This window comes from Allobosea sp. CRIB-10 (genome assembly GCF_900112185.1).
Lineage (GTDB): Bacteria > Pseudomonadota > Alphaproteobacteria > Rhizobiales > Beijerinckiaceae > Allobosea.
Genome location: NZ_FOKP01000005.1, coordinates 14,298 through 34,816, shown reverse-complemented (window position 1 = coordinate 34,816; position 20,519 = coordinate 14,298). Strand labels below are relative to the sequence as shown.

Below are 20,519 nucleotides of genomic sequence, written 5' to 3'. Positions count from 1 at the left end.
GCCCCAATAGATTCGCCTATTTTCACTAACTCATACGAGGCATATCACCATGAATGAGCAAACATCGAATCCCAATGCGACGAACAAAGAAATAAACGAACAGGCCGCGGTAAGCAGCCTTCCTGTCAGTCCAGAGGCCAAGCCTGAAGTCGTCACGGAGGTACAGCCTGAGGTTCAGAAGGAAACGGGCTCGCAGGCGGCAGACAAACGTAAACAAGTCCTCGATGAGGCCGTCTCGGCCTTGGCGCTGACCAAATCAGCGCTGGCCGCACTTGACGGCAAGGACGCTGCACGCGCATTGGCAACGCTGGCCGAAGTGACGGGAAAGCTGGAGCTGATCGTTGCGCGCGAACCCACGCTTGCCCTGGCCCCCGTTGATGTGCGCACCATCGTGCACGACTTGTTCGCCAACACGGAAACCATTGAGGCGATGACCGACGAGGCGCTGGATGCCCTCAAACATAGCGAGGTGCAACAGGCACGTCACGTGCTGGCTTTGCTGGCAAGTGAAATCGTGATCGCGGTCACCAACATCCCTCTGGCGTCCTATCCCGCAGCCGTGAAGTCAGTCGTGCCGCTGATCGATCAGGGCAAGATTGAAGAAGCCAAAGCCGCGCTGCAGGCAGCGCTCAGCACGCTGGTCGAGACGCGCAGCGTGCATCCGCTGCCCGCCCTGCGCGCCAGGCTGCTCCTGAAGCGCGCCGAGACCTTGGTAGAAGATGGTCAGCGGAGCGAAGCGTCCAATGAGCGCCTGGAGACATTCTTGAACGAAGCGCGGCAGCAGTTGGAAATGGCAGAACTGCTGGGCTATGGAAAGAAGAAGGACTTTGAGCCCCTGTATGCTGAACTCAGGAAAGTCAAGCAAAAGACGGCTGGGGGAGGCGGCGGAAAAGGCTGGCTCGATGAAATCAAGGCAAAGCTGTCCAAGTTGTTCTGAAACCGCTGGATAGGGCGTAAGAGGGGCGCGTCGCGCCCCTCTCTTTGCTCAGGAGTGTATGCTTTTTCACCCCATTAGGCCGCGTGGACGAACCTGATCCATAAGCGGATGCAGCCGAGCAGGGCGAAGCCGAGAAAGCTGGAAGCGGTGTGGTCGTAGCGGGTGGCCACGCGGCGGCAGTTCTTGAGACGGTTGATGAAGCACTCGATGCGGGAACGCAGGGCGTAGAGGCGTCGGTTGACGCTGTGCTGCACCTTGCGGCTCCGCTTGGTCGGGATCTCCGGCTGGGCCCCCCGGTCGCGCGCATCCTGCCGCAGGCGGTCACTGTCGTAGCCCCTGTCACCGAGCAGCACGCCGGGATCGCTGTCGCGCTCGGCCATGAGGTCGTCATAGGCGATTAGGTCGTGGGTCTCGCCGGGCGTCAGCTCGACGCTGATGGGCAGGCCACCGGCACCTGGACGCACGACTACCCTATCTCTGCGGAAGAGGCGCGCGAGATGGGGCTGCCGGTGCGGACCGACATGCCCGAGGAAATACTCGAGCTGATGACCCTCTATCCGCAGCCCGTCCGCCGTCTGGGCGGCGGCGTCGAATACCTGCCCGAACCCCGCCACCGAGAGGCCCGGCGGGCCACGACCTCGCGCTGAACGGCGCCGCCCTGCCTGCCCCTCCGAAACGATACTCAAAGGGAGAACAGAATGCCCACCGTTGCTTGCCCGAAATGCAGTTCCGTCAATCGCGTTCCGCAGGAACGACTGACGGATAACCCCAGCTGCGGCCGCTGCGGCGCCGCCCTGTTCGAGGGCCGGCCAGTCACACTGACCGCCGCCAGTTTCGACCGACACGCCGATGCCGATCTGCCCCTGCTCGTCGATTTCTGGGCGGAATGGTGCGGGCCATGCAAGATGATGGCACCTCAGTTCGAGGCTGCGGCGCGTTCGCTCGAACCCCAGTTCCGTCTCGGCAAGCTCGATACCGAAGCCGAACAGCAGATCACAGACCGTTACGGGATCCGCGGCATTCCCACCATGATCTTGTTCAGGGGCGGCAAGGAAATCGCGAGGACGAGCGGTGTAATGCCTGCCGCGCAGATAGCGCAGTGGGCGCGGTCGCACGTTTAGAGTATACAGGTATTGGCATTTCCTGCGACATGATATCAGGAGAAGAACATGCATGGCGTGACTGGATTTGCCGAAAGTGCGGCCTTGTTGGTTTGCGCCGCGTTCGTACTCGTGACGATATGTTCACGGATTGGCGTGCCTAGCATCGTCGGTTACATTCTTGCCGGTATAGTCATTGGACCCGCTGGCCTCGGCCTGATTGCGGAGAGCGCTGCCCTGAGCAGTATTGGCGAAATCGGAGTCGTACTCCTGCTGTTCGCGCTTGGTCTGGAATTCTCCTTCGAGAAGCTCGTAACACTCAGGAAGCATGTCTTCGGTCTTGGGGCTGTACAGGTTTCAGTCACGACGATAACGGTTTCGTTGGTAGCGAGTTTGGTCTTCGATCTCGCATCAGTTTCCGCAATCCTCATCGGCGGGGCCGTTGCGATGTCATCCACAGCCATGTGCCTCAAGGTGCTCGCAGGCGCGAACGCTCTTGGATCGGCTCATGGGCGCTTGGCCATCGCAGTGCTTCTGTTTCAGGACTTGGCAGCCGTCGCGTTCCTGCTTCTGCACGATGCAATGAGTGGTGCCGCCGAAGGGTATGGCGTGATAACGGTCATCGCCAGTGCAACGGCAGTGGTTGCTGCTCTGTTCATTGCCCGAGGTCCGTTGCAGGTACTTGCCCGTTGGGTCGCGTTGCGTGGCGATCCGGAGCTTGCCCAACTCCTCGCACTTACCATTGCGCTTGGGTCCACGATCGTCGCGACATCTGCTGGCCTTTCTCCGGCGCTCGCCGCATTCACGACCGGTATGATCATCGGCGAGGGCGACGCGCGCCATGCTGTCGAGAACGAGATCCGGCCCTTTCGCGACTTGTTTGTCGGGATTTTCTTTATCGGTATCGGGACTCAATTGCCACTTTGGATCCTTCCATCTCAATGGCCTGCCGTGCTGGTCTGGCTTGCAATAATACTCTGCGGAAAGACGCTGATTGTTTTCGTCGTCGCCCGACTATTCGGCGAAGCGCTTCAGACCTCATTGCGGACCGGAGTCATCCTGGCCAACGGGGGAGAATTCAGCCTGATGTTGCTATCGGTTTCCTCGACGTCGGGTACAGTGGCCGAGGAGTTCGCCGGCCCCCTCCTCCTCGCGATTGGAGTGAGCATGTTGGCTGGAAGTCTTATGATTAGATGGGCGGGGTCAGGCCTAGGACCAATCGACATTAGGCCCTGTTGACAAAGTATGGCAGCCATATCTTTGCGGCGGCCAAGGCGAGAAATGCTGACACTCTAACCAAGCAAAGTCAGCCTTCGGCCCCCATTGCGGTCATCACGGGCCGAAGGGATTGAACCGCTCCGGGTTTGCCGGAGGCTCCAACTCTTGAGTAGGATGGAGCATCATGAGCAAGACGACGAACAAATTTTCCCCCGAAGTGCGCGACCGTGCGGTGCGGCTAGTCCTCGATAACGAAGGTCAGCACGGATCGCGGTGGCAGGCGGTGATGTCGATTTCCGCGAAGATCGGCTGTGCGCCCCAGACCCTGAACGAGTGGGTCAAGAAGGCCGAGGTCGACAGCGGCAAGCGCGCGGGCATCCCAACCGACATGGCCGAGAAGATGAGGACGCTGGAGCGGGAGAACCGCGAGTTGCGTCAGGCGAACACCTCGCTCGGCGTGGTCTGGAACGCGGCAACGATCCGGGCCTCGGGGACCTTGCGCGCGAGAAGCTCGGCGCCGGACTCCTTCAGGCCGACGACCAACTGTGTGTTGGCCGCGTTCAGGGGGACGCAACACGTCATGATCGTCTTCTCGTGCAGGTCACCCGCTCGCGAAAGCACGTCGTCGAGGTTCGACCAGTGGACGGCGAGAAGCACCACGTCCGCCCGCTCCACCGCCTGCGCGACCGATACAGCGGTCCCGTTCGCGCGACGTGCGAGCCGCTCCAGCTTGTCCTGATCACGGGCGTAGCTGAACGCAACGTCGTGACCTGCCTGGGAAAGCGCGAGACCGAGAGCGCCGCCCATCAGGCCGGAGCCGAGAATGCCGATCTTCATGACGTGCACTCGATTGTCCGGTTCATGAGCCTGCCTTACGGCTGGATCATCTCGATGGTGGCCGGAAGGGATCCCGACTGGTTCAGGGCCTCCAATCCAGTGTCGATCGCGCCGAGACGGATCAGGCCCGTCGAGTATTTGAAGTCGCGATAGAAGATCGCGAGGTTGCCCCACGGCGCGTAGAGGGTGATGTCACCCGTCTTCGGCTCGTATCCGGGGGGCGCCCCTTGCTGGGTCAGCTTGCGCGGCAGGTCGCTGACCTTTTCGGTCGAGGCATAGTCGGAGAGCGTTACGCTCAACGGCAACAGCGCAGCGAAGTCCCGCGCCGTCGGGGTATTGTCCAACGTAGCCGTCGCCACGCGGCCGTTGATGCTGATCCGGATTTTCATGGTCTCTTTCCCGGGAGATGACGCCTTGGTTGTCTTCGCTGCCGAGGGGATACGATCCCCCGCCACAAGGGGCGGCGAACTCGCCACCGAGAGGACCACGACGGACGCGACAATGGTGGCCAGGGCGCGCATAACCTGTGGTTCTCCCCGCATGCGATGCCGCCTAGCCGCCGTACTGGTCGTCGGTGACTTTCTCGAGCCAGTCGACGGCCTTGCCGTCGAGCTCCTCCTGGATCGCGATGTGGGTCATCGCCACGGTGGGGGATGCCCCGTGCCAATGCTTCTCGCCCGCCGGGAAGAACACCACGTCACCCGGGCGGATTTCCTCGATCGGACCGCCCTCACGCTGAACGCGACCGAACCCGGCGGTGACGATCAGGGTCTGCCCGATCGGATGCGTATGCCAGGCCGTCCGAGCGCCCGGCTCGAACGTCACCGCAGCTCCCGTCGCCCGCGCGGGCGCAGCGGCCTGAAACAACGGATCAACCCGGACGGCCCCGGTGAACCAGTCTTCCGGCCCCTTCACCGAAGGCCGGGTGCCAAGTCGTTTGATATCCATGCGAGCACCTTTGCAGAATGCGGCTTCGTGCCGACAGCGTGCAGTTCGAAGGCAGGTCGAACATAGCGCCTGGACGGCTGCCCGATTAGCCGGCCGCATGTGCATGGACCAATTAATCCAGCCCATGAATGGCGATTGGCCGCCATCATGGTTTGTAGATGCGTGCGGGACGCCCGGCGTTGGAAAACCAATCCCCTCGCCTCGCATAGCCAGGAAATCGGCGGCGTGGTCTGGGGCATCGGGATGGCGCTTCAGGAGGCGACGGAGGTCGATCATCGCCACGGCCGGATTATGAATGCCAGCCTCCAGCACTACCATGTGCCGGTAAACGCGGACATTCATGCCATCGAGACCATCTTCGTCGAGGAGGAGGACACGATCGTGAACCCGCTCGGCGTCAAGGGCATGGGCGAACTCGGAATGGTGGGCATCCCGGCAGCCATCGCCAATGCCGTGTTCCATGCGACCGGGAAGCGGGTGCGTGATCTACCGATCACGCCGGAGAAGCTGATCTAAGCGACGAGGACGTTGCCCGAGGCCATGGCGCCGCGAATTCAGTCGAATTCGCGGCGCCATGAACTGCCCGGTGCCTTCGACAGGATCACCCGTCGAATGCAGTCGATGTCGGAGATGGATAGCGAGGGACCATAGCCGAGTTCCTTGATTTGCGTCCTTGCTGCGGCCAGGTCATCGCTCTTGGCAACGGTGATCCCGAAATGTTGGTAGGTGCTTCCTGAAATCGCGCCATCGCGCATCGCGTTCGATATCGCCTCGCCGACGCTGCCGTCCGGATCGTTGAGAACGACCTTCAGCGTGGATGCGCCTGCCTTCCGCTCCAGGTAGCAATGGCCGATCGCAGCCTTCTCCCGGACGCGGACGAACTCGACGTCGACGGCGATCCGGACGTCGTGCATGCCGTACTCGTCGACGACACCATGGGCCCGCAGCGGCTCGTCTCGATGCGAGAAGGGCACGAACCGATCGATCTCGAGCGGAGTCGACTTGTTGTACGACCAGTATGTGTCCACCCGCGCCAGGGCGAGCGAGATCGAGCCGTACTCGTAGACCTTCCTCAGCGCGCGATCGGCGTCACGGTCCTGCTTCAGCGGATCGGGCTTCTTCCGGAATAGCGACAGCACCGTCAGCTCCTCGAGGCAATGAAAGCGAGCAGGACCACGATCGCGGGCAGACACCACGAAACGATCGAGACGAGGCGGGCGGGGATGACCATCGACGGACCGGGTCCGGCAACCACCGGCTCGTCGTCGTCCCCGGCAAGGGTCGGCCCCACAACGGGGTCGGTGACGGTGGCCGGGCGGTCGCGCCAGGTGATCGAGGTGGTCTTCCCTTGCGTGGCGCCGCCTCCTCCGTTCCGATCGGGTGTGAGCTTCAGGTCGGGCCTGCGCTGGTGGAAGAATGGCGTAGGCTTGCACCAGAGAGGGGCGACGACGGTCAAATCGATCTCCCGCACCTGCCCCGCGTCGTAGTCGAATTCCAGGCGCTTCCAGACATCGCCCGGTACGCGAACGTGGACGGCCCACCTGTCCTCGTCATCGAATTCGCCGTCCGCGAGAGAGGCACCGATGTAACTGTGCCAATCGAGGTCGGTCCGGTCGGCGGGAGCCGCCTGGATGATGACCTCGATCCGCTCGACCGTGTGCGTCTGTCCGACCAGACCCAGATTGCCCTCGATCGTGCCGATCCCGAAAAGCCGACGATCCTCCAGCCTCTTCTCGTCCAGCATGTGGACGGTGTGACCCTTCTGAAGCGCGCGGGCCGTCAGTCGCATGTGCTCCTGGTCGTCGCGCTCAAAGCCCTGGTCCTGTTCATCGATGAAGATCCGGCCGTCCTTGATCTCGACGGCGATGTTTTCATTGAGCATTTCACCCTCCAAGCCTCGGCACGCTAGCCGCGCGCCCGGGCTGTTGCCAACTCGCATCTTGACTTGTCGCGGGCAGATGTTCCTATTTTGTTCCTTCAATGGGAACCCGATCCGATGAACATCTCGCCCGTCGTTGTGGGGCCACCGCTCTTCCTGTCGGTCTACCTCAAGGCGGTGCGAGCGGGCTTCCCCTCGCCTGCGGACGATTACCTCGACGCCCCGATCGACCTGTCCCGGGAACTGATCCGGAACGCTCCGGCCACCTTCATCATGACGGTGGCGGGCGACAGTGCCATCGACGTCGGGATCTTCGACGGCTCGTTGATCACCGTCGATCGCAGCCTGAAACCGCGAGACGGCGATGCCGTGGTGGTCGACGTCAACGGCGAGCGTTCGGTCAAGATCTTCAAGTCCGCCGGGAGCCGATCAAATCTCGCGTTCGGCAACCGGCGGTATCCCGACTACGATCCCGGTCCAGACGCTGAGATCGAGATCTTCGGGGTCGTCACCAACACGGTGCGGCGCCTCCGGCGATGACGCGATCATTCGCTCTGATCGACGGCAACAGCTTCTACTGCTCCTGTGAGCGCGTCTTCGATCCGAAACTCAAGGGCCGGCCCGTCATTGTGCTGTCGAACAACGATGGCTGCGCGGTCGCCAGGACGGCCGAGGCCAAGGCGCTCGGGATCAGGATGGGCGCGCCCATGTTCGCAATCCGCGATCTCTGCAAGCGCGAGGGCGTCGTCGTCTTTTCGTCGAACTACACGCTCTACGGCGACATGAGCCGTCGCATGAACAGCGTGTATCAAGGATTCGCGTCGGACATCGAGATCTACTCGATCGACGAAAGCTTCCTCGACCTGATGCCGATCGCCCCGGAGCAGCGCGAGGAACTCGGGCGGGACCTACGCTCGACGGTGTCGACCTGGACGGGCGTCCCGACCTGCGTCGGCATCGGTCCGACGAAGACCCTGGCCAAGCTCGCCAACAAGATTGCCAAGAGCACGGCCCAGCTCCGCGGCGTTTGCGACCTGACCAGCGACGAAGCCAGACGCGAGTGGTTGCCGCTCGTCGCGCTCGAGGACGTCTGGGGCATCGGGCGGGCCAGCCAAGCCAAGCTGGCCGCTTTCGGGTGCAAGACGGCGGCCGACGTTGCTGCGCTCGATCCCAAGCTCGCCCGGAAGACGCTGACCGTCGTCGGCGAGCGGATCATCCACGAGCTGCGTGGCCACCCCTGCATCGACCTGGAGGCCGTGGCGCCGACGCGGAAGGGCTGCGCCGTCACCCGTTCCTTCGCCGGACGCGTCGAGAGCCTGGAGATGATGCAGGAAGCCATCGCCGCCCATGCGGCTCGACTCGGCGAGAAGCTTCGCCACCATGGCCTCGCGACCGACCACGTCACGGTCTTCTTCCACACCTCACCCTTCGACAAGGGACCGTCGCGGTCCGTCTCGACCACCGTCGATTTCCCCGAGGCCAGCAACGACACCCTGGTGCTGGTCCGTGCCGCGAAATGGGGCGCGAGACGAATCTGGAAGCCGGGGTATCGCTACGCGAAGGCGGGCCTGATGACGGTGGACATCGTTCCGCTGGAAAGCTCGCAGCGCGCGCTGATCGGCGCTCTGGATCGCGAGAAGTCCGGCCGCCTGATGGAGGCACTGGATGCCTGCAACCAGCGGCACGGGCGCGGCGTTGTCTTCCCGGCCGCGGCAGGGATCGCGCGGCAGCGCAAGGCATGGGTCACGAAATTCGAGATGCGCTCGCCAAGGTACACGACACGGTTGGACGAGGTGCCAGTGGTCGGACGGGCATGAGTTCCCGCGAGCACCCCACGACGCCAGACGGTCGCTACTTCATTGTCGCGGGACGTCTGTGGCGCTCGACGAACCCGGCGATCCCGGAAGAGCGTCGTCATCGCCTCGTCGCCGAACTCATGGATGCTCGGCGAGCCGTCAAGGATGCTAGGCGTGGAAGCGGTGACCTTCGGCTCGCCCGCGACCGCGTCGATGCCGCGAAGGTCGCGCTGGGTGAGCGCGGCCCCGTCTGGTGGGATGACGGCGCGCCTGATCTGAACCGCCACATGGCCAAGAACACGCCCTATGCAGAATGGGCGGGAACACTGAAAAAATGCGCGACCGAGCACTAGATATGGCTGAGATAGGGTCCCGGTCAAAGGATGGCTCCATGTCGATACGGCATGTGAACGTCACGACACGAGTCGGCGCCGAGGGACCTTACCGGGTCGACCTGCCGCTCGATCCCGGCACGCTTAACGAGCGCCTGTTCGACATCGGGCTGTGGCTGGTCGAGCGCGATATCCCGCACCAGGCGCGCATCCTGATGGAGCCCGAGCACGAGCGATTGAGAGTCAGCTTCCCTGATGTGGAGAACGCCGATGCCTTCCGGAAGCGTTTCGGATCGCGGCTGAACTCGTAACGGAACGGAACCGTCGGCCCACCGTTGACTCGGCGTTTCGTTGAGTCAGTTGGGTGGAGTACGGCATGGCCAAGCGCATGCTGCGAGCCGGTGCCGGCGGGGACATCGCACGGAGCCCCGTCGTCACACGGCGCCCGAGCCGCCGGCAAGAAGTCCTTCGGTTCGATCCGATGCCCGACCGCGTCGAACCCTGTCTGGCACAGCTTTCACCCAAGGCCCCAGTCGGCCCGGAATGGGCCTTCGAGGTCAAATGGGACGGGTATCGGCTCGCAATCCATATCGAACGCGGCAAGGTCCGCATTTTGACGCGCGGCGGCCACGACTGGACGAGCCGCTTCCCGACCATCGCTCATGATGCGCTGGAGATGGGTCTCGACAGCGCCATCCTCGACGGCGAGGCGGTGGTACTCGATGAGCGCGGGGCATCCGACTTCCGAGCCTTGCAGCGGGCGCTGGGCGGGCGTGGCGGGAAGAACTCCGCTGCCGGTGCGATCCTCTATGCCTTCGACCTGCTCTACCTCGACGGTCGCGACCTACGGGCGCTCACGCTCGACGAGCGGCGCGACCTGCTGATAGAGGCGATCAAGCCGCATGGCTCGATCCGGATGAGCGAGGAACTCGACGCGGACGGAGCGGTCTTCCTGAAGCTCGCCTGCGAGCTCGGCCTCGAGGGGATCATCGCCAAGCGCCGGGACGCGTCCTACCGATCCGGCCGAGGCGGTGACTGGCTCAAGATCAAGTGCGTCCAGTCGGAGACGTTCCTGATCCTGGGCTACGAACCATCGTCGGCGGCGTTGGGCGGGATCGGTCGCCTGCTGCTGGCGGCTCATCGCGGCGACGGGCTGGCCCATGTGGGGAGCGTCGGTACTGGTTTTACAACCAAGACGGCAACCGAGCTCAAGAAGCTGTTGCGATCCCTGGCAATTGAGAAGCCCGCGATCCCGCTCAAGACGAGGGGCATGGTCTGGGTGCAGCCCATCTTACCGGCCGAGATCGCGTTTCGCGGCTGGACCAACGACGGCAACCTGCGCCACGCCTCCTACAAGGGCCTGCGCGAGGACGCCGATCAGTCGGAGGTCTTCGAACTGACTGAGGCTTAGGCTTTACCCGCGCTCAAAGTCTGCTTCCGGAGTTCTTCCTCGACGGCGCTGGCCGACGGCCCGACCTTGCGGACGACTTCCTCGAGCTGAGACTTCGAAATCCCCAGCTTGTCGGTCCAGTACCGAACCTCATAGTCCTCGCTCAAACTGATGCGGGAACGGTCCTGGGGTCCGCGGTTGCTCTTGTCGTCTGCCATTCCGGCCTCCTGTGCTGGAGACAGAATCGCTGAAGAGGCCGCAGGTTCCCTGCCGGCTCGTGACATCGAAGCTCGAGAGCTCGCTGTCCCTAGTCCGAGGACGGTGTGCCGTAGAATAATTGCGCGCTGCCAGCCCGCCTCCTTGGCCTCGTGGCGGGCCCGATCGCTCGCTCCCAGAAACCTTCGGAATCCGTGAGCGCAGGCTAAACCAGTATCGGCATAGGCGCGATCACGGTAGGAGCGATCGGAACTCGCCTTGTCGGTCCGGCCACAGGCGAGATCGCGATTTTGAACGGCTGGTATCGTCCTACACCTGCGCCAGCCGAAATCTGATCGAGGCCCCGTGCTGCGTCGTACACCTCAACTCGGAGGCCAGCGGCAGTGATCGGTCGAATGACCAACGGACCGTGGTGCCGAAAGGCTGTGCCAAACTCGTCCGCTGTGACCGAGCCAAGTTCCACAACCCCACGGAAGGCACTGCCGTTGATCCACAGCCAGAGGCCGACGCTTTTCCACCATGCAGACCGTCGCCGTTGGTAGGCGAGGACGTTATGGATTGCCCGCCTACGTCTCCCGACATCAAGAAAGCTGCCGGACGCTTGTCCGATCGCAATGGCGTGCGGGCGTCGCGGCTTCACCGCCTCGATACGCCGGCACATGTGCAGCGAATATTTCCAGCAGCAGTTCGGACAGGACGGTAGAGCGCAGCGGTGCGCGGAAGAACAGGATGATGGCATCCCATATTTAGCCGCTCGAGCGCCGCGCTAAATAACTGATGCAACCGCCCTACCCCGGCCATCACCTAAAATATGTCGCGTGGACCACCGCGCGCCGCAGCAGCCATCCGCACACCGTCCGGCAGCCCGGCCTCCTCCGTAGCCTTATGGACGACGATCAATTCCTCAAGCAGCTCGATGAGCGCCGCCAATGGCTTGCTGAGAACTGTCGCGGATCGTTCTGGGTCGATGAGCTCCGCGAAAGCGGTGTCGAGGTCGGCAAGCTATATCGTTTTGCAGAGCTCAGGATGCCGACTGGTTCCGGTATCAGTTTTGATTGGCGGCCGATGGCCGCTGGTGCTTGCTGGGCGCTCAGCGCCCGCGCGCGGCGATCGCTGCAAACGCTTCCTCCGCAGCTTTGAAACGCGTCTCAGCGGCCGATTTGAACCGCTGCGGATGTCGATCAGGATGCAAATGGACCCGGTAAGCTCTCTGCGCGGCGGCAACGACAAACTCTGGCGCGCTCGGCGACAGTCCGACACGTCGGAAAAGCGCTATGCGCTCCGCCTCGTCCGCACAATTCGCTGAACCGCGACTGCCTCCTGCCGCTGCCTTCAGCTTTTCGATCTCTGCCTCGGCCTGCGCGACAATCGTCTCGAGGGCGCTTACGTAAGCTGGATCGATATCACTGCGCCGAGAGTACAGGCGCGTCGTATCAATCCCGCCGTGAACGTGCAGCCACCATCCGCCGAGCACGGCCGCTACCGCGACGCAGATCAGTACCACCAACGCCCACGCCGGCAGCGATATGAGCCATCCCAAGGCGACGAGTACGACGAGCGACCGCATGTTCACCGCCTGCCAAAGAGCAGAACCGGCAACAGGTTCGATTGGCCGATCAGCCGACCGCGGTGATCACGCGTCTCGCCCGATCGAGGATCATAGACGCCGGCAAGCGTGCCCTGCTTGGTCCGCGCGATCAGCTTACCGGTCAGTTTCAGACGCTCGATCGTGCCAACGATCGTGCCGCGTTGATCTCGAATGACCTCGCGCGCAGGCGCCTGTTCGAACTGGGCCTGAACTGCGCTCATCAGAACGTATCCTCCAGCTCCACTTCCAACGCGTCGAGAAGCCGCTCCACATGTTGGTCGTCGGCATTGGCCAGCGCGTGCTGATCGACAAACGTTGCGTTCAGGGAATGGTCCAACAGCGCGGCAATCCCTTGCTGCTCGTCGGACGGCATGGGGTTGAAACGATAAATGATCCCGAGCTCGTCGAAACGCTCGCGGATCGCGCCCGCAACCGTCGCGCTGACACGTCGGTTTCGCGGTCTGGACAGGTTTTCGCATTGCCAGCGGTATTCCGAACCGGTGCGAACCAGAGCCAAGTCGATAACCGCCTCCTCGCCCTCCCTCACCCACTCGACCAAGACTCGCTCCCCAGTGAAAGCGAACGAGAGGAGGCTTCCAGCACAGTTCCTGAATCGACGCCCCAGACTTTCCTGGTCGGCCCCAATCCGAACCTGCAAGTCGGGGTCGTTGTCAGGGATCGGAACCGGCACTGGCAGCCGGACCTGTCGCTTCAGCCACGTTTGAGCCCACTCGCCGATCCTGACGTTTTTCACGTCGGCCGGGAGTTGATCGAGGCTCTCGCGAACATCGCGCTCGGATGCGTCGCAAAGCTCGGGGAGAAGCCTGCTGAACGCGTTGAGCGCAGCCACTTCGAGAGGCTTTGCGCGTTCGAGAACCGCGCGGTGCACCAGGACATCGTCAAGTTCAGAGGCCATCAGGATTTGTTCGGGGCGAACGAGGCCGTGCAACTGACTGAGCGCCTTGACCCTGTGACGGTTCTCGGGCCGGTCGCACAGCTCAAAGGCCGTTCGGTACAAACTCCGTCGATAGAAAGGGGCCGGGCCAACCCGAGCTAGAAGCCCAGCAAGCCCGTCCGGACACCGTCCGTAGAGAGCCTCCAGGAGCTTCTTCGGCTTCGTCTGGATCAGCGCCCTCGCGATCTGCGCCAGCGGATCGAGATGACTGCTCGCCGCGAAAACATCCGGCGCATGTTGCTGGATCTGCTGCAGGAATGCGTCGGGCTGATCCAGGTCGAGCTCAGCCGCTATCGCCCAGACGACGGTTCGCCGGAAATCGGTGGCGTAGAGCTGATGGTACAGGAAGTGCGGTTGGTGACCTTCAAGTCGAGCGGCAAATTCGAGAACATCGGCATGAAGAGCGCGAGGATGAAAAGGCTGCCGATCGACTTGTACCAATGCTCTCTCCACGTAATTCACGTGGAGAGAGCATTGCACGGAACCGAGATTCCGGAAGCAAAATCTGCTGGATCGTGACCGCGTCAGCTCCAGCGCAGTTTGATAGCGATGATATCGTGTTCACGCGGCTCCTCGTGAAACAGGATGTAGCTGCGCCCCCAACGCTCCAGAAGACTATTTGGGGTTGATAGCATGGACCCAAAGAAACTGAGGTCGTCTGGCGTACAATTCCGACAGCTTGGTTGCAGCACGCAGTGCTCGCGATGATCTGTTACAAGAATAGCATCACCGAGCACGTCCGCGTCTGCATCGAATGTATTCCCCTTGGTACTGCTTTTCCTTACGAGCTCCGTCGCCCCCCTGTTAACCGGGACGTCGCGCAGACGGCTTGGGTCAATCCAACTGTGCGCCTGCACACCTGTTAGACGAGCGCGTCCACCGTTAAACTCCACCCAGGCTTCGCGTGGCCACACGAATTTGAAGTGCTCGAACGTGGGATCATCGCGAACCGATCCGTGCAAGGCGTCGACGTTGAGTCCAATTGCCTCGATCAGTCCGGTATTGGCCCTGATAACGTGGCGAACGCCGATCCTTTCCCGGCACAGAATGTTTTTGCGCTCAAGTTCGCGCAGTGTAGCCCGGCTGCTTGCGCTACGGTTCATCCGGTTGATTTTGGTCATTGAGAAATTCTTTCTTTGTGACACTCAGCCTTCTAAGCTCGCGTCTTAATAAATTAGCTTTTTGAATACAGTAACGTTTGATTGGCAACAGCTGCGGGACGATGTCTCAATTGATTCTAAGATCCCGACATGACTGTCAACGCTAATATTCCATAAGATGCGGGCGACTAGATTATTAAAGATATAAAACAGAAAGCAACAGGCTAGATATCGAATCTACCCCTTGCTGCGCGCCTTCATTTAATCCCCACCGAGCGCGACTCTTGATATCGGTAAATTGTACGCATATATATCCTAAATTCATGAAAACAATATATTTTTTCATAATCCACGCTATTCGGATGAATAATTTTCTACTTTGCAATGTTTACCAGTCATATTTGTGACCGGTCAATTTAAAAAATGATCCGTGCTTTCATCTGTAGTGGATATTTTATAGAAGATATGAGAACATACAACATCACAACATATTTGATTACATTCATCTAAAAGATAAACTCCCACGGATTGATCAACCGAGGCGCAAATCAATCGCTCATCCCAGCGGTCAAATCATTATTCATCCCTTCTACGGAAGCTGAAATCAGCTTTCCAAAAGCGTCCTGATCCATCCCTGGGCGCTCGCAAGGTGTTGCTTCTTCCCGGTCGACTGCCAGCGTTCGATGTTCTTCGCCAGCATCTGGGCTGCATACTTGCTTCCGGCCCTCTGGAGGGCAGCCTGCTCTAGCGCACGCGTTCGAGCGGATGCGGCCTTCACCTTTGCGGTAGCCTTGCGACGTCCGTATCTTGGGAAGGAGAGAGCCTCCTCTGGAGACAAACCGTTGCGTACTCTGGCTCGGACGGTTGATAGCTTGAGGCCGCGAACAGCGCACCATTCCCGAAGGGACAGAGCGTGACCACCGATCGTTATTAGGCCAATCATTGACGAGTCGACCGTCTCAGGTTGGCTTTTCAGGATAACGCGCCCCAACCTGAGTTTAAATGTGTCATCCATTGCGCTTTCTCGTCAGTAAAACTGCGGCATAATTGATGCTTTCTCGAATTCTACTCTCGACATACTGCGACGCCTCGCTCGCCGAACCCTCGACGCGATGGAAGTGGAACACCATCGCACTCTCCTCGATGATGAACACGTTCGGCCAACCGAGTTCGATCAGCAGGCCCATACCGCCAGCGTGCAATTGGAGGATTGTCCCTCGATCCCGGCTGTCAGCATCTGACGCGTCCATGCCTCGAGCGACGATTTCAGCCCACAAGGTGGCGCGAGCGTGCCTGATATCTCTCTCCAGCGCGAAGCGAGCGTCGAGCCGAGTAAGACCAACATCGACGATCTGACTGCGGAGTCGCGGTACCGCTTGGCGTACCGACGGCGCATCTTGGACAGTGATTCGATGAAGGCCATCGGCGCCAATGCGGACTCTGCCGACCAAGCCGAAGCTGGGGTGTCTCTTGAATTGACCGTACTCGATGTCCCAGGTGTCCGTCGTGTAGTCATTGATCACATCGATCTTTGAGAAGACTTCTTTCTCATCGGGCATTGAACTCTCCGACTAGGCATGCGCCATCAGTCCGCGCAGATCCGGCGCGGCGCGAACATCTCTGAAATGGGTTCTGGTGTGGCCGGCGAGCGCCATCGCGCCGTCCCGAGCACCTTGGTTGCTTTAGGCGCGTTCATCCTGCAGCTCCCTCGAACGGCTTGCCGCCGAGGTGGCGTCAATCAATCTTAGAAAGCTTCATTGCGCGCCCCATCCATGGCTTCAGCTGAACAGCCTCGATCCAGTCGGATAGTGTTGGGATAAAGCCGCCGAAATCTTCGGCGACGTGCTGTTGGGCCACCCAGCGAGTTGGAACGGCACGTCCATCGCTAGTGATGAGCGTAGGACCAAAAAGCGTGACGCACTCGGCTATGCCGAAGGCGTGGTGACGGACCAGGCGGTGGCGACCGTCGCAACTTGCTGCTTTGCTGGCATCAAACCAACTGTGAATGTGCAGATAGTCAGAAGCCTGCCCGCCGAATTTGCGTGCACTGGATAGGCCATGGTGAAAGGGATCAGCCATCGTCAGAGGTCCACACGGGTGTCGTTGGTCACGCGCCAAGAATGATCGCAGGTCACTTTTCCTTCGGCGACGTCGATGCAGATCACACCTCGCGAACCATCGTTGATCTCCCAGCCCGGGAAATTCCCAGTTATGGCACTATCCAGCCATTCTTCGCAGAGATCGTGGAGCGTTTCTTTCGTTTCCGATGTAATAGGATTGCCTGCACTACAATATTTGTTGAGGTCGACAGCATCTCCAGACGAATTCCAGGCATCTATTTCTTCGACGTGGCCCTCGTCACCATAGCCATCATAGGTCAGCTCGACTTCCGAGATGTCGGCCGCGGCGAGGCTCTTCAGCATTGTCTCGCGTAGGCGGTCGGTCGTCTCGCTCTCGGTTTGAGCGTGATCCTCTGATACGCTTTGCTGGCGAGGCACTGCGCCACTCAACAACCTTCCCAGATCTGTATCCTCGTATCGAGTGGTGACCAAAACCGGGATACCAAGCGCTTGAGACAGGTCTCCCTCCAGCTTACGGCACATCAACTCGTCGAAAATCCCTGGGACAACAAAGGCATGATCACGCTGTCCTGTTGCGAGAAAAGTGCCCGAATTAACGCACTGGCCTCTGTACTTTTTCATTTCGCTCTCAATCTTGGCGTCATCTTGCTCCACCGTTTGACGGCGTTCGTACTGGACATAGATTTCGGTCGACGAATTTGATTTCGACATGCTTCTTCTCCGGATGTGGACATGCGTTCTCGATCTGCGCGACCATCAGCGCAGTCCGACTTTCATCTCTCAGCTTGGTGCTTGGGCGCACTGCTGCCGGCCGGCAGCGTCATCTGCAGAGCCCGCAAGCGGGCTCCCGGCAGGACTTATTCAGGCAAGCAACTGAAATGTAGCCTACTGCGTTCCGAACCACCGTAGACGGATCATAGTGGCGGTGCGATCGTCGATCGTGCTCAAGCCGTCGTCGTCGAGCGGAAATCCTTCCTGAGCAAACCATTCGACAATAGTGTTTTTTGGATGCTTTTTCGACTCCCAACCCCGAACAGGGTGCACGATCCATTCTTCACCGAACTCGGAATACACGCGATACTGATGTATTTTGATGTGCTCGCCAGAAAACTCCTCGATTCCGAGGTCAAGCAACCCGCATGCGAGCGCTACGGCTTTGGGCAGCGGATTGATGCCGCGTTCGTACTGGGACACCGCGTCACGGCTTAACCCCAGCTTTGCAGCAAGTTCTGATTGTGAGAGGCGCTTCGAGGCGCGCCATGCCTTGAGTTGCTCGTTTGTCATGACGAGACCATACTCGCACAAAATCGACATCGTCAAATCGACTTTGCGGCTAAAGTCTGCAACTTTAGAATTTTTATCGGCTTCATTCGGACATTTCTGCTATGCAGACAACGCATGAGCTGTCATGACCTGATCATTACGAAGTCGTCGACCGTCTTGCCACGTAGGTCGAGACCATCCTCGCCACGCTTTGGGCCATCGATCAGCCGCATGCCAGACGTTAGCCCGCCTTTGTCCTGAGCCAGCAGATACCATGCAGTCTCACCGTGCAGATGGATTGCGATGTCACCATTGCAATTGAAAGCGACATGTTTAATTGCCTGCCGTAGCCGCATATTCAGCTCCGTGCGTATGTCGTGCAGCTTATGCAGGTCGATCTCCGATCGCATGCGCCCAATAAGCTCGATCATCGCGTCGCGGCGGCTCTCGGGCGACTGAGAGAAGTTCAGGGCGTCAAGCTTGGCTTGGTTCTCGCTCCTGGACTTCGCGAGGGTAGCGATCTCGGCCTCCTTCTCGGCGACGATAGCCACCGCCGTGGGCGAGCCTTTGAAGGCGAGGATGATATTGCGGACCTCCACCTGGAGCGCGTCGAGCTTCATGCTCTCCTCGTTGACCACGCGGGTCAGCGCCGACTTCTCCGCTGAACGATGGTCGGTAAGCTTGATCTCGCTCACCAGCCGCAGGATCGCCTCCTCGACCTGATCATATCTAGGGACGCGGCTGTTGTCGCAGTAGTTTTCCGACCGGCCGGCGCAGCGAAGTCGCCGAAACTTCGACCCGTCCTTTTTCGCTATCTGGTTTTTGATCTGCATCGTGCTGCCGCAATGTTGGCAGACCGCGATCGGCTTCAACAAGTTCGGGAAACCAATACCGGTGTTTCCACGCACGCGAGCCCTCTTCCTCATCACAAGGGCGTCGTTGGCCTTCTGCCAAAGGTCGTGATCGATGAAGCCGGATGGGTAGTAATTTGGCATCACCTTCATCAGCTTGTGCTGGCGCTTGCCGTTCTCGTCTTCCCACACCTGATGGGAACGGAACTCACCGAGCACCGTGCGCGAGCGGACGATGTCTTGAACGGTCGTGCTGTTCCAATGGTGCTTGTTGGTAGCGGCAGACCCGCTCAACCGTTTCAGGTCACCGAATGGCTTGATCCCCTCCTCGGTGAACCGCTTGGCGATCTCGTATGACGAATGTCCGCTCGCGCACATCCTGAAGATGCGCTGCACGATCGGGACGATGTCCTCGTCCAGTGTGAACCACTTCTCGCCCGTCCTCTTGTTGACGTTCCTGATCACCCACGTCGGCACCCTGCCCGCGACGATCTCACCCGTCTCGCGACCGTGCTGATACGCCTGCCGGACCAACCGGCTTTTGTTCTTGCTCTCGTCATGCGCGAGCATCAACGCCGAGATCATCGACTGCGCGATTTGCGGCACGGTGTTGACGCTTTCAAGCGTGATCGGGTTCGGCTCGTGGATCGCGTGGATCACGACGCCCGCCTCCAGAATTTCCTTCAGAAGTCCGAACGCGGACATGAAGGGCTGGCGGCTCAGACGATCCAGAGCATCCACCACCAGAGCTTCGCCGGATTTGATAACCCCGGCCCTGATGAGGTCCAGGACACGGCCAAGCTCGCCCTTTTTCTGGTTCTTGCCCGTCCAGGCGCTGATGCCTCGGTCCTCGTACGTTCCAACGAGAGTGAGACCTCGGCTCTTAACGAACGCGAGGGTGTTCTCGTCCTGCCTTTTGAGGCCGTGCCCGGTGAGTTGCGACGGGTGCGAGACGCGTCGGTAGAGGTGTCCAAGCTGTGTCATCCCCTTGAAATAACTTCCAGATTTGACGGCTGTCAATTGTAAAGGTATATCCCGGTCGAGTCCTTGAACTTGCGCACCGCGGCCTGCGTCTTCCGGTTCATCACGAAGCTGGCGTTCTGGCGATAGCCGGCCTTCAGCGCATAGACCAGATCGACCAGGATGTCGGACGGGTTCGAAGCGGCGAAGGCGCCGGCGACACCGGTCTTCAGCGTGCCGAGATTGCCCCAGCTCCAGCTGGCGTCGGCGACGGTCGGATAGGCCAGAAAGCCCTTGGGCTTGTCGACGCCGTCACCACCGACGAAGGCCGCCCCCTCCTGCTCGGCAAACGCGCTCTCGACCTCTTCGGCGATCCACTGGTCGATATCGACAATGGCGTCGTCGAGCAGGGTCTGCGTCGCCGCCGGCATGGCATAGAGTTCCATCGCCGGGAAGGAGAGTTCGGCCAGCGTCGGCGTGCCGCTCTGCGGACGCGCCGCCGTCTCCGCCACCCAGCCGGAGGCCGGGCCGGTGGTCGAGAACGCCTTCTTGTAGGTGCCGGAGGAAATGGTGCGCACCGTCGCGATCGAGCGGATCGGCGACACCGTCGCCAGGCGGCGCAGGATTTCGCCCTCGACGGTCGAGGGTGCGAGATAGCCGCCATCCGGGCCGGAGCCGGCGGAAAGCGCCTTGGCTTCGAGCCGTTTCAGCCCGGTCGCCTCGCCATGGCGAACATAGGAGGCGAAGGCGGCCTTGTGCTCGGCCACGGCCGGATCGCGTTCCTCGCTCGCACCCAACGCCGGGCGGCGACTGTCGAGGCTCAGCCGGTCGAGCCGGCGGCGGGTCTCGTCGAGCGCATCGTCGAGACGAGCGAGCTTCTCGCCGGTCAGCACGTCGCCGCCCATGCGGGTCTCGAGCTCGGCCAGGCGCTCGTCATTGGTGGCGCGATAGGCCTCCAGCGTGTAGCGCAGATCGTCATAGACAGCGGCGGCCTCGCCGGTCGCCTTGGTCTCGGGAGCCTGGTTCAGCGCAGTCATGGAATCTCCTGTGGTTCTGCGGCTTCAGGTG

The 20,519-nt window shown here is 60.8% G+C and carries 25 protein-coding genes and 3 pseudogenes; 11 read left to right on the top strand and 17 right to left on the bottom strand.

Annotated elements, in window-relative coordinates; genetic code table 11:
- The first annotated feature begins 49 nt into the window (after nucleotides 1-49).
- Nucleotides 50-937, top strand: a complete 888-nt coding sequence (gene yfdX2, locus BMZ69_RS08760; protein WP_092156199.1) for a heat resistance protein YfdX2 — start codon at nucleotides 50-52, stop codon at nucleotides 935-937.
- Nucleotides 938-1,011: 74 nt separating this feature from the next.
- On the opposite strand, the gene BMZ69_RS08755 is transcribed toward yfdX2, so the two are convergent.
- Nucleotides 1,012-1,401, bottom strand: coding sequence for an IS5 family transposase (locus tag BMZ69_RS08755; protein ID WP_244543284.1), 390 nt, complete (start codon nucleotides 1,399-1,401; stop codon nucleotides 1,012-1,014).
- Between BMZ69_RS08755 and BMZ69_RS08750 the strand changes: the two genes are divergently transcribed.
- The 4 genes and pseudogenes from BMZ69_RS08750 to BMZ69_RS08735 all read left to right on the top strand — a co-directional run.
- The gene (locus BMZ69_RS08750; RefSeq protein WP_244543283.1) at nucleotides 1,342-1,584 is read left to right on the top strand and encodes an SDH family Clp fold serine proteinase; all 243 of its coding nucleotides are present in this window, start codon (nucleotides 1,342-1,344) and stop codon (nucleotides 1,582-1,584) included. The genes BMZ69_RS08755 and BMZ69_RS08750 overlap by 60 nt on opposite strands.
- A gap of 51 nt (nucleotides 1,585-1,635) precedes the next feature.
- A complete protein-coding gene (gene trxC, locus BMZ69_RS08745) occupies nucleotides 1,636-2,058 on the top strand; it encodes a thioredoxin TrxC (RefSeq protein ID WP_011982916.1) in 423 nt (140 codons plus the stop codon).
- Nucleotides 2,059-2,106: 48 nt separating this feature from the next.
- A complete protein-coding gene (locus BMZ69_RS08740) occupies nucleotides 2,107-3,276 on the top strand; it encodes a cation:proton antiporter domain-containing protein (protein ID WP_092156198.1) in 1,170 nt (389 codons plus the stop codon).
- Between the two features lie 163 nt (nucleotides 3,277-3,439).
- Nucleotides 3,440-3,700, top strand: a pseudogene (locus BMZ69_RS08735) (transposase); the annotation flags it as partial.
- Here BMZ69_RS08735 and BMZ69_RS08730 read toward each other — a convergent pair.
- From BMZ69_RS08730 to BMZ69_RS08720, 3 genes are read right to left on the bottom strand one after another with little or no spacing between them, the layout of a single operon-like run.
- Nucleotides 3,691-4,164 carry an NADPH-dependent F420 reductase gene (locus BMZ69_RS08730; protein WP_280142079.1) on the bottom strand — a complete coding sequence of 158 codons (474 nt, stop codon included), beginning with the start codon at nucleotides 4,162-4,164 and terminating at the stop codon, nucleotides 3,691-3,693. The pseudogene BMZ69_RS08735 and the gene BMZ69_RS08730 overlap by 10 nt on opposite strands.
- Nucleotides 4,128-4,613, bottom strand: a complete 486-nt coding sequence (locus BMZ69_RS08725; RefSeq protein ID WP_244543282.1) for a cyclophilin-like fold protein — start codon at nucleotides 4,611-4,613, stop codon at nucleotides 4,128-4,130. The genes BMZ69_RS08730 and BMZ69_RS08725 overlap by 37 nt, the downstream gene beginning before the upstream one ends.
- 31 nt (nucleotides 4,614-4,644) lie before the next feature.
- Nucleotides 4,645-5,040, bottom strand: coding sequence for a (R)-mandelonitrile lyase (locus BMZ69_RS08720; protein ID WP_092156196.1), 396 nt, complete (start codon nucleotides 5,038-5,040; stop codon nucleotides 4,645-4,647).
- 201 nt (nucleotides 5,041-5,241) lie between these two features.
- On the opposite strand from BMZ69_RS08720, the pseudogene BMZ69_RS08715 reads away from it, so the two are divergent.
- Nucleotides 5,242-5,556 (top strand): annotated as a pseudogene (locus BMZ69_RS08715) (molybdopterin cofactor-binding domain-containing protein); the annotation flags it as partial.
- A gap of 38 nt (nucleotides 5,557-5,594) precedes the next feature.
- Here BMZ69_RS08715 and BMZ69_RS08710 read toward each other — a convergent pair.
- Together BMZ69_RS08710 and BMZ69_RS08705 are read right to left on the bottom strand one after the other, a co-directional pair.
- Nucleotides 5,595-6,179, bottom strand: coding sequence for a hypothetical protein (locus BMZ69_RS08710; RefSeq protein WP_092156195.1), 585 nt, complete (start codon nucleotides 6,177-6,179; stop codon nucleotides 5,595-5,597).
- Nucleotides 6,180-6,181: 2 nt separating this feature from the next.
- On the bottom strand, nucleotides 6,182-6,922 hold the full coding sequence (locus BMZ69_RS08705) for a hypothetical protein (protein ID WP_092156194.1): 741 nt from the start codon (nucleotides 6,920-6,922) through the stop codon (nucleotides 6,182-6,184).
- A gap of 114 nt (nucleotides 6,923-7,036) precedes the next feature.
- On the opposite strand from BMZ69_RS08705, the gene umuD reads away from it, so the two are divergent.
- From umuD to ligD, 5 genes are all read left to right on the top strand, one after another.
- Nucleotides 7,037-7,459, top strand: a complete 423-nt coding sequence (gene umuD, locus BMZ69_RS08700) for a LexA family protein (protein WP_092156193.1) — start codon at nucleotides 7,037-7,039, stop codon at nucleotides 7,457-7,459.
- Nucleotides 7,456-8,736 (top strand): Y-family DNA polymerase, encoded by a 1,281-nt coding sequence (locus BMZ69_RS08695; protein WP_092156192.1) that lies wholly within the window; start codon nucleotides 7,456-7,458, stop codon nucleotides 8,734-8,736. The genes umuD and BMZ69_RS08695 overlap by 4 nt, the downstream gene beginning before the upstream one ends.
- The gene (locus BMZ69_RS08690) at nucleotides 8,733-9,068 is read left to right on the top strand and encodes a hypothetical protein (RefSeq protein WP_092156191.1); all 336 of its coding nucleotides are present in this window, start codon (nucleotides 8,733-8,735) and stop codon (nucleotides 9,066-9,068) included. Before BMZ69_RS08695 ends, BMZ69_RS08690 begins: the two co-directional genes overlap by 4 nt.
- A gap of 38 nt (nucleotides 9,069-9,106) precedes the next feature.
- A complete protein-coding gene (locus tag BMZ69_RS08685; protein ID WP_139219006.1) occupies nucleotides 9,107-9,358 on the top strand; it encodes a hypothetical protein in 252 nt (83 codons plus the stop codon).
- Between the two features lie 170 nt (nucleotides 9,359-9,528).
- A complete protein-coding gene (ligD, locus tag BMZ69_RS08680; protein ID WP_348272459.1) occupies nucleotides 9,529-10,458 on the top strand; it encodes a non-homologous end-joining DNA ligase in 930 nt (309 codons plus the stop codon).
- Here ligD and BMZ69_RS08675 read toward each other — a convergent pair.
- The 11 genes and pseudogenes from BMZ69_RS08675 to BMZ69_RS08630 form a co-directional block, all read right to left on the bottom strand.
- Nucleotides 10,455-10,655, bottom strand: coding sequence for a DUF3606 domain-containing protein (locus tag BMZ69_RS08675; protein WP_092156188.1), 201 nt, complete (start codon nucleotides 10,653-10,655; stop codon nucleotides 10,455-10,457). The two genes, ligD and BMZ69_RS08675, sit on opposite strands and share 4 nt — an antisense overlap.
- Nucleotides 10,656-11,743: 1,088 nt before the next feature.
- Nucleotides 11,744-12,220, bottom strand: a complete 477-nt coding sequence (locus tag BMZ69_RS08670) for a hypothetical protein (RefSeq protein ID WP_092156187.1) — start codon at nucleotides 12,218-12,220, stop codon at nucleotides 11,744-11,746.
- Between the two features lie 2 nt (nucleotides 12,221-12,222).
- The gene (locus BMZ69_RS08665; RefSeq protein ID WP_092156186.1) at nucleotides 12,223-12,462 is read right to left on the bottom strand and encodes a hypothetical protein; all 240 of its coding nucleotides are present in this window, start codon (nucleotides 12,460-12,462) and stop codon (nucleotides 12,223-12,225) included.
- The gene (locus tag BMZ69_RS08660) at nucleotides 12,462-13,637 is read right to left on the bottom strand and encodes a type 1 periplasmic-binding domain-containing protein (protein ID WP_092156185.1); all 1,176 of its coding nucleotides are present in this window, start codon (nucleotides 13,635-13,637) and stop codon (nucleotides 12,462-12,464) included. Before BMZ69_RS08660 ends, BMZ69_RS08665 begins: the two co-directional genes overlap by 1 nt.
- 83 nt (nucleotides 13,638-13,720) lie before the next feature.
- Nucleotides 13,721-14,317, bottom strand: coding sequence for a hypothetical protein (locus BMZ69_RS31040; RefSeq protein WP_139219005.1), 597 nt, complete (start codon nucleotides 14,315-14,317; stop codon nucleotides 13,721-13,723).
- A 986-nt stretch (nucleotides 14,318-15,303) separates the two neighbouring features.
- Nucleotides 15,304-15,855, bottom strand: a complete 552-nt coding sequence (locus tag BMZ69_RS08655) for a hypothetical protein (protein ID WP_092156184.1) — start codon at nucleotides 15,853-15,855, stop codon at nucleotides 15,304-15,306.
- A 175-nt stretch (nucleotides 15,856-16,030) separates the two neighbouring features.
- Nucleotides 16,031-16,375 carry a DUF6915 family protein gene (locus BMZ69_RS08650; protein WP_092156183.1) on the bottom strand — a complete coding sequence of 115 codons (345 nt, stop codon included), beginning with the start codon at nucleotides 16,373-16,375 and terminating at the stop codon, nucleotides 16,031-16,033.
- Nucleotides 16,376-16,377: 2 nt separating this feature from the next.
- The gene (locus BMZ69_RS08645) at nucleotides 16,378-17,088 is read right to left on the bottom strand and encodes a DUF6878 family protein (RefSeq protein WP_092156182.1); all 711 of its coding nucleotides are present in this window, start codon (nucleotides 17,086-17,088) and stop codon (nucleotides 16,378-16,380) included.
- 174 nt (nucleotides 17,089-17,262) lie between these two features.
- The gene (locus BMZ69_RS08640; RefSeq protein WP_139219004.1) at nucleotides 17,263-17,691 is read right to left on the bottom strand and encodes a helix-turn-helix domain-containing protein; all 429 of its coding nucleotides are present in this window, start codon (nucleotides 17,689-17,691) and stop codon (nucleotides 17,263-17,265) included.
- Between the two features lie 92 nt (nucleotides 17,692-17,783).
- Nucleotides 17,784-19,511 (bottom strand): recombinase family protein, encoded by a 1,728-nt coding sequence (locus BMZ69_RS08635; RefSeq protein ID WP_139219003.1) that lies wholly within the window; start codon nucleotides 19,509-19,511, stop codon nucleotides 17,784-17,786.
- A gap of 2 nt (nucleotides 19,512-19,513) precedes the next feature.
- Nucleotides 19,514-20,488, bottom strand: a pseudogene (locus tag BMZ69_RS08630) (phage major capsid protein); the annotation flags it as partial.
- Nucleotides 20,489-20,519 lie beyond the last annotated feature (31 nt).

Excerpts from the sequence above, each read along its gene's own strand:
- yfdX2 (WP_092156199.1), top strand. The coding sequence starts at position 50 with ATGAATGAGCAAACATCGAATCCCAATGCGACGAACAAAGAAATAAAC.
- trxC (WP_011982916.1), top strand. The coding sequence starts at position 1,636 with ATGCCCACCGTTGCTTGCCCGAAATGCAGTTCCGTCAATCGCGTTCCG.
- BMZ69_RS08740 (WP_092156198.1), top strand. The coding sequence starts at position 2,107 with ATGCATGGCGTGACTGGATTTGCCGAAAGTGCGGCCTTGTTGGTTTGC.
- BMZ69_RS08725 (WP_244543282.1), bottom strand. The coding sequence starts at position 4,613 with ATGCGCGCCCTGGCCACCATTGTCGCGTCCGTCGTGGTCCTCTCGGTG.
- BMZ69_RS08720 (WP_092156196.1), bottom strand. The coding sequence starts at position 5,040 with ATGGATATCAAACGACTTGGCACCCGGCCTTCGGTGAAGGGGCCGGAA.
- BMZ69_RS08705 (WP_092156194.1), bottom strand. The coding sequence starts at position 6,922 with ATGCTCAATGAAAACATCGCCGTCGAGATCAAGGACGGCCGGATCTTC.
- umuD (WP_092156193.1), top strand. The coding sequence starts at position 7,037 with ATGAACATCTCGCCCGTCGTTGTGGGGCCACCGCTCTTCCTGTCGGTC.
- BMZ69_RS08695 (WP_092156192.1), top strand. The coding sequence starts at position 7,456 with ATGACGCGATCATTCGCTCTGATCGACGGCAACAGCTTCTACTGCTCC.
- BMZ69_RS08690 (WP_092156191.1), top strand. The coding sequence starts at position 8,733 with ATGAGTTCCCGCGAGCACCCCACGACGCCAGACGGTCGCTACTTCATT.
- BMZ69_RS08685 (WP_139219006.1), top strand. The coding sequence starts at position 9,107 with ATGTCGATACGGCATGTGAACGTCACGACACGAGTCGGCGCCGAGGGA.
- ligD (WP_348272459.1), top strand. The coding sequence starts at position 9,529 with ATGCCCGACCGCGTCGAACCCTGTCTGGCACAGCTTTCACCCAAGGCC.
- BMZ69_RS08675 (WP_092156188.1), bottom strand. The coding sequence starts at position 10,655 with ATGGCAGACGACAAGAGCAACCGCGGACCCCAGGACCGTTCCCGCATC.
- BMZ69_RS08670 (WP_092156187.1), bottom strand. The coding sequence starts at position 12,220 with ATGCGGTCGCTCGTCGTACTCGTCGCCTTGGGATGGCTCATATCGCTG.
- BMZ69_RS08665 (WP_092156186.1), bottom strand. The coding sequence starts at position 12,462 with ATGAGCGCAGTTCAGGCCCAGTTCGAACAGGCGCCTGCGCGCGAGGTC.
- BMZ69_RS31040 (WP_139219005.1), bottom strand. The coding sequence starts at position 14,317 with ATGACCAAAATCAACCGGATGAACCGTAGCGCAAGCAGCCGGGCTACA.
- BMZ69_RS08655 (WP_092156184.1), bottom strand. The coding sequence starts at position 15,855 with ATGCCCGATGAGAAAGAAGTCTTCTCAAAGATCGATGTGATCAATGAC.
- BMZ69_RS08650 (WP_092156183.1), bottom strand. The coding sequence starts at position 16,375 with ATGGCTGATCCCTTTCACCATGGCCTATCCAGTGCACGCAAATTCGGC.
- BMZ69_RS08645 (WP_092156182.1), bottom strand. The coding sequence starts at position 17,088 with ATGTCGAAATCAAATTCGTCGACCGAAATCTATGTCCAGTACGAACGC.
- BMZ69_RS08640 (WP_139219004.1), bottom strand. The coding sequence starts at position 17,691 with ATGTCGATTTTGTGCGAGTATGGTCTCGTCATGACAAACGAGCAACTC.